Annotated in this window: 3 protein-coding genes and 1 pseudogene; all 4 read left to right on the top strand. The window is 50.6% G+C overall.

Annotated features, from left to right (window positions below; translation table 11 throughout):
- Positions 1-282 (top strand): annotated as a pseudogene (locus ACR0QE_RS12725) (sulfite reductase subunit C); the annotation flags it as partial.
- A 294-nt stretch (positions 283-576) separates the two neighbouring features.
- On the top strand, positions 577-2157 hold the full coding sequence (locus ACR0QE_RS12730) for a glucose-6-phosphate isomerase (RefSeq protein ID WP_432628710.1): 1581 nt from the start codon (positions 577-579) through the stop codon (positions 2155-2157).
- Positions 2158-2559: 402 nt separating this feature from the next.
- On the top strand, positions 2560-3999 hold the full coding sequence (miaB, locus tag ACR0QE_RS12735; RefSeq protein ID WP_432628711.1) for a tRNA (N6-isopentenyl adenosine(37)-C2)-methylthiotransferase MiaB: 1440 nt from the start codon (positions 2560-2562) through the stop codon (positions 3997-3999).
- 19 nt (positions 4000-4018) lie between these two features.
- The gene (gene mutS, locus ACR0QE_RS12740; protein WP_432628712.1) at positions 4019-6685 is read left to right on the top strand and encodes a DNA mismatch repair protein MutS; all 2667 of its coding nucleotides are present in this window, start codon (positions 4019-4021) and stop codon (positions 6683-6685) included.
- The last annotated feature ends 190 nt before the right edge of the window (positions 6686-6875 follow it).

The raw sequence follows: 6875 nt of genomic DNA on the forward strand, positions 1-6875 counted from the left end.
ATCCTTGGAATGTTCGCAAACTGGCAGAAGTTCTCCGCATGGGCTCTGGATTACAAGCCGGAGTACCTGCATGGTGGTCACCTGATCGACCGTGTCGGCTACAAGGAGTTCGTAAAGCACATCTTCGAGGGTGTTACCTTCAACCCGGAGGCAAAGATGGCAGACGATATCTACTGGGCAGAGAACGAGCAGCGCGGAAATATGCACGTTATGCCGCTGTCCCAGCATAAGCATGCTGGCCCGGCAGAGACTGCAAATTACAGCTTTACTCAGCAGAAATAAATCAAATAGCATTACAGATCGTTGGAATATGTGCGCGATTATTTGACAAGATTGTCAGATTGTCGCAAAACATATGAGAACTTGGAAAAAGGGGTGGAATCGCAAAAAGGTTCTGCTCCTTTTTCTTGTATTTTCTGAAATTTCATAGTATAATTGAAAGTAGCTATTTTAACGATCTTGACAGGTCAATAAGATTGATCGGAGAGTCAGATCAGAGAAGCGGCGGACTCGCAGGTGCTGAGTGCTTCAGACTGTGGCCGCTGCGAAAAAGAATGATAGCAGGAGGAGTATATTATGGTTGCTTGGAAAAACTTGGATACCCTTACTTCTTTCGAGAATCTCGAGAAGACAGATCGCGTGAATCTGATTGAGGCAATGACCGGAGAGAGCGGGGCAGAGAGAGTAAAGAAGTACAGTGTTCCGATGGCAGAGGGGTTTGTCTACAATTATGCTGCAAAGCAGGTGGATGACAAGGTTCTCGATGCGATGGAGAAACTGGCAGAGGAGGCACAGCTGGCAGAGAAGTTTGAGGCTCTCTACAACGGTGAGGTGATCAACACCGGTGAGAAGCGTCTTGTTCTTCATCAGCTGACCCGCGGACAGCTCGGCAATCCGGTTGTCGCAGATGGGGTGGACAAGCGGAAATTCTATGTGGAGCAGCAGAACCGCATCGCAGAATTTGCAAATAAGGTACATGCAGGCGAGATTGTAAACGCAGCAGGTGAGAAGTTCACAACCGTAGTACAGATCGGTATCGGCGGAAGTGATCTTGGCCCGCGTGCGATTTATCTGGCTCTGGAGAACTGGGCAAAGAAGAACGGCACTTTCAAGATGGAGGCAAAGTTCATCAGCAACGTAGATCCGGATGATGCGGCAGCAGTGCTGAATTCCATTGATGTGGCACACTCCCTGTTCGTTCTGGTTTCCAAGTCCGGCACGACGCTTGAGACTCTGACAAATGAGTCCTTCGTGAAGGATGCGCTGAAGAATGCAGGTCTTGATGCATCCAAGCATATGGTTGCAGTCACCAGTGAGACCTCTCCGCTTGCAAAGAGCGATGATTATCTGGCAGCTTTCTTCATGGATGACTATATCGGCGGACGTTATTCTTCCAGCTCCGCAGTCGGCGGTGCCGTTCTGTCTCTTGCATTCGGACCGGAAGTATTCGCACAGTTTTTGGAGGGCGCAGCAGAGGAGGACAAGCTCTCTGCAAAGAAGAGTCTGCGTGAGAATCCGGAGATGCTCGATGCGATGATCGGCGTCTACGAGCGCAACGTACTCGGCTATCCGTGCACCGCTGTTCTTCCGTATTCTCAGGCACTGAGCCGTTTCCCGGCACATCTTCAGCAGCTTGATATGGAATCGAACGGTAAGTGCGTAAACCGTTTCGGTGAGCGCGTGAGCTACCCGACCGGACCGATCATCTTCGGTGAGCCGGGAACAAACGGTCAGCATTCCTTCTATCAGCTTCTGCATCAGGGAACCGACATTGTTCCGCTTCAGTTTGTCGGCTTTAAGAACAGCCAGCTGAAGACGGATGTTGTGATTCAGGGAAGCACAAGCCAGCAGAAACTCTGTGCGAATGTTGCAGCCCAGATCGTAGCATTTGCCTGCGGTAAGTCCGATGAGAACCGCAACAAGAATTTCGAGGGTGGACGTCCGTCCAGCATCATCATCGGTGATGAGGTAACCCCGAGAACCATCGGTGCACTTCTTGCGCACTTTGAGAACAAGATCATGTTCCAGGGATTCCTGTGGAATATCAACAGCTTCGACCAGGAGGGTGTACAGCTCGGAAAGGTACTCGCAAAGCGCGTACTGGCTCACGACACCGACGGAGCACTCAAGGAGTTCAGCGATCTTCTGAACATCTAATCAATCAAATACGGAATACTGGATCAGAAGCAATGCAGGCAGGACAGAGAAATCTGTTCTGCCTGTTTTTGCGCGATTCTCTTTTCTTTTTTGATTTCCCACCGTCCAGTTTGGCTGTCCGTTTTCAGTCGCTTATTTCCAGGGGATTTCTGGGGTATTTCCGGATTTTTTCCGAAGCTTTTCTTTATCGGGGCAATTTTTGTGTTTTGATAAAGTTTTAGTTGTAAATAATTTTTTAGTTGTGCTATAATATTTTCCTGATGCGCGTGTATGCGCCAAGCCGGTGCTTGCGCCGACTTAAATCAAGAAACATAAAACAGAAAATAAGAACCCGATAAGTTTAAGTAAGAGAAAACAAGAACTAAGAGAAAAAGAAAACAAGAGAAAAAGAAAAATGGAGTAATGAGAATGGATCATTTGAATAAATCACAGGAAATTTCGGAGATTCCGGAGAAAGAGCCGGCAAGACAGCAGTATTTCACAGAGAAATCCGCAGAGCTTGTCAGTGAACTTTCCCGTTCCTTAGGCCGCCCGCTGACCTGCTGCATCAACACATTCGGATGCCAGATGAATGCGAGAGATTCCGAGAAACTTCTTGGAATTCTGGAGAAGATGGGCTTTCAGGAGTCAGACAGCGAGAACTCGGATCTGGTGCTTTACAACACCTGTACCGTGCGTGATAATGCAAACCAGAAAGTCTACGGCCGTCTTGGCCAGCTTGGCGCGATCAAGAGAAAGAATCCGTCGATGCTCATCGGTCTGTGCGGCTGCATGATGCAGGAGGCAGCCGTTGTTGAGAAGATCAAAAAGAGCTATCCGTTTGTGGATATTATTTTTGGAACCCACAACATCTATAAGCTGGCGGAGATCGTGTACAACCGTCTGACCGGCAAGAAGATGGTCGTTGACATCCAGAAGGAGGCAGAGGAGATCGTTGAGGATCTTCCTGTGGAGCGCAAATATCCGTTCAAGTCCGGTGTCAACATCATGTTTGGCTGCAACAACTTCTGCAGCTACTGCATCGTTCCGTATGTGCGCGGACGTGAGAGAAGCCGTGAGCCGGAGGAGATCCTTGCAGAGATTCGCCGTCTCGTCGCAGACGGGGTTGTCGAGGTCATGCTTCTCGGCCAGAATGTAAACTCCTACGGAAAAAATCTGGAAAACCCGGTGACTTTTGCCGAGCTTCTGCGCCAGATCAATGAGATCGAGGGACTTGAGCGCATCCGCTTTATGACTTCTCATCCGAAGGATCTGTCCGATGAGCTGATTCTGGCGATGAAAGAGTGCGATAAGGTCTGCAATCATCTGCATCTTCCGCTTCAGTCCGGAAGCAGCCGTATCTTAAAGGCGATGAACCGCCGTTATACAAAAGAGGATTACTTAAATCTGGTGGAGCGCATCCGTGAGGCAATGCCGGATATCTCCCTGACGACCGATATTATTGTGGGATTCCCGGGAGAGACGGAGGAGGACTTTGAGGAGACTCTCGATGTCGTGCGCCGCGTCCGTTTTGACAGTGCATTCACGTTCATCTACTCCGTGCGCCGCGGAACCCCGGCAGCAGCGATGGAGCAGGTTCCGGAGGACGTTGTGAAAGTCCGCTTTGACCGTCTCTTAAAGGAAGTTCAGAAGATTTCCGCTGAGGTGTGCGGCCGTGATGTGCACACCGTCCAGAAGGTTCTTGCAGAGGTCATGGACGATCATCAGGAAGGATATGTGACGGGCCGTCTCTCCAACAATACGGTCGTACATTTCCCGGGAGATCAGAGTCTGATCGGCAAGATTGTGGATGTCTATCTGGAAGAGTCGAAAGGCTTTTACTACATGGGAACGATGAGATAAGATAAGGAGTTTTTGAGACATGGCTGGTTTATCACCAATGATGCAGCACTATATGGAGACAAAGAAACAGTATCCGGACTGCATCCTGTTTTATCGGCTGGGTGATTTCTATGAGATGTTTTTTGACGATGCGCTGACGGCATCAAGGGAGCTTGAGATCACTCTGACCGGAAAGGAATGTGGACTCGAAGAGCGGGCACCGATGTGCGGAGTTCCGTATCATGCAGTGGATTCTTATCTGAGCAGACTGGTCCAGAAAGGGTACAAGGTCGCAATCGCCGAGCAGATGGAAGATCCGAAGCTTGCAAAAGGACTTGTGAAGCGTGAGGTTATCCGGGTGGTAACACCCGGAACGATCACGAGTGCGCAGGCGCTCGATGAGACGAAGAACAATTATCTGATGGGAATTGTCTATCTCGATGACAAGATGGGAGTGTCCGTCGCGGATATCACGACCGGAGATTTTCTGGTGACGGAGGTATCCTCGGAGCGCTCCCTTTTTGACGAGATTCACAAGTTTGCGCCGGCGGAGATCATCTGTAACGATGCGTTCGTCATGTCCGGGATCAGCCTCGATGACATGAAAGACCGTTATCACTTTACAGTCTCTTCCCTCGATGCGCATTTTTTCCAGGATGAGAATTGCAGAAAGATTCTGCGGGAACATTTCAAGGTTGCAAGCCTTGAGGGACTTGGTCTCGGGGATTATGACTGCGGCGTGATCGCTGCGGGAGCTGTTCTTCAGTACCTCTATGAGACCCAGAAAAATACTCTCGATCACCTGACGACGATCGTCTCTTACGCAAGTGGAAACTTTATGATCCTTGACTCGTCGACGAGGCGGAATCTTGAGCTTCTCGAGACGATGCGCGAGAAACAGAAGCGGGGAAGTCTTCTCTGGGTGCTCGACAAGACGCGCACGGCAATGGGAGCGAGACTCCTTAGAAACTGGATTGAACAGCCACTCATCAACAAAGAAGAGATTCTCAAACGTCAGCAGGCAATCGAGGAGCTCAACCTCAACTACATCAGCAGGGAGGAGCTTGGGGAGTATTTAAACCCGATTTATGATCTTGAGCGGCTGATCTCCCGGATCAGCTACAAGAGTGCGAATCCGCGCGACCTTCTCGCATTCTGCTGTTCAATCGAGATGGTGCCTCACATCAAGACGCTCTTAAAAGAGTTTACGAGCGAGAATCTCAAGGTGCTTGAGGAGCAGCTGGATGGTCTTGAGGATCTGAAGGATCTGATCAGCCGCGCGATTGTCGAGGAGCCGCCGATCACGGTGCGTGAGGGCGGAATCATCCGTGAGGGCTTTTCTGAGGAGGCAGACCGCCTGCGTCAGGCAAAGACGGAGGGAAAGACGTGGCTTGCAGAGCTTGAGGCGCAGGAGCGCGAAAATACCGGAATCAAGAGCTTGAAAGTGAAGTACAACCGTGTTTTCGGCTATTATTTTGAGGTTACAAACTCATTTAAGGATCTTGTCCCGGATTATTTTATCCGCAAGCAGACGCTGACGAATGCGGAGCGCTACACAACAGAAAAGCTCAAGGATCTCGAGAGCGTGATTCTCGGTGCAGAGGACAAGCTGTTCTCACTAGAGTACGACCTGTTCTGTCAGGTGCGTGATGCCGTCGGTGCCCAGGTTGTGCGGATCCAGCAGACAGCGCGCGCGATTGCGGAGATCGATGTCTATGCCTCCCTCTCGACCGTTGCGACCCGCAACAACTATGTGAAACCGTCGATCAATGAGCGCGGAACAATCCAGATCAAGGGCGGACGTCATCCGGTTGTCGAGAAGATGATGAGAGATGATCTCTTTGTCGCAAATGATACGTGTCTTGACAACGGAAAAAACCGGATCTCGATCATCACCGGACCGAATATGGCGGGAAAGTCGACATACATGCGCCAGACTGCACTGATTGTGCTGATGGCACAAATCGGAAGTTTCGTTCCGGCGGATCAGGCAAATATCGGAATCTGCGACCGGATCTTCACGCGTGTCGGCGCTTCCGATGATCTCGCAAGCGGACAGAGTACGTTCATGGTCGAGATGACCGAGGTCGCAAACATTTTGAGAAATGCAACGCGAAACAGCCTTCTGATTCTCGATGAGATCGGACGGGGAACGAGCACGTTTGACGGACTCAGCATTGCGTGGGCGGTCGTGGAGCACATCAGCAACACGAAGCTGCTCGGAGCCAAAACACTGTTTGCGACCCACTACCATGAGCTCACGGAGCTTGAGGGCATTATGAGCGGAGTCAACAACTACTGCATCGCAGTCAAGGAGCAGGGCGATGACATCGTCTTCCTCAGAAAGATTGTGAAGGGCGGCGCGGACAAGAGTTACGGAATTCAGGTTGCAAAACTTGCGGGAGTGCCGGACTCTGTGATCAACCGTGCAAAGGAGCTTGTCGAGGAACTCAGCAGTGCCGATCTTGCAACGCGCGCGAAGGAGATTGCACAAAGCAGTGTGCCGTCTTCCTCCCATAAGCCGGTTCCGAAGCCGGACGATGTGGAGATGAGTCAACTGACGCTGTTTGACACGGTCAGGGAGGACGACATCATTGAGGAACTCAAGACGATGGAACTTGGAACAATGACACCGATCGATGCGCTGAATACGCTCTATCGTCTTCAGACTAGACTTAAGAACCGCTGGAGCGGGAATAATGCGTAATTTGCTCAGAAAGGAGACGCGAGGATGCCGGAGATACATGTGCTTGACCAGAGCACAATCAATCAGATTGCAGCCGGAGAGGTCATAGAGAGACCGGCTTCGGTTGTGAAGGAACTTCTCGAGAATGCGATCGATGCGAAAGCGAGCGCTGTGATGGTGGAGATTCGCGATGGCGGGATCTCGTTTATCC

This window comes from Brotaphodocola sp., assembly GCF_050873065.1.
Taxonomy (GTDB): Bacteria; Bacillota; Clostridia; order Lachnospirales; family Lachnospiraceae; genus Brotaphodocola.

Bases quoted from the DNA above. Each gene is read 5' to 3' on its own strand.
- ACR0QE_RS12730 (WP_432628710.1), top strand. From the start codon at position 577: ATGGTTGCTTGGAAAAACTTGGATACCCTTACTTCTTTCGAGAATCTC.
- mutS (WP_432628712.1), top strand. From the start codon at position 4,019: ATGGCTGGTTTATCACCAATGATGCAGCACTATATGGAGACAAAGAAA.
- miaB (WP_432628711.1), top strand. From the start codon at position 2,560: ATGAGAATGGATCATTTGAATAAATCACAGGAAATTTCGGAGATTCCG.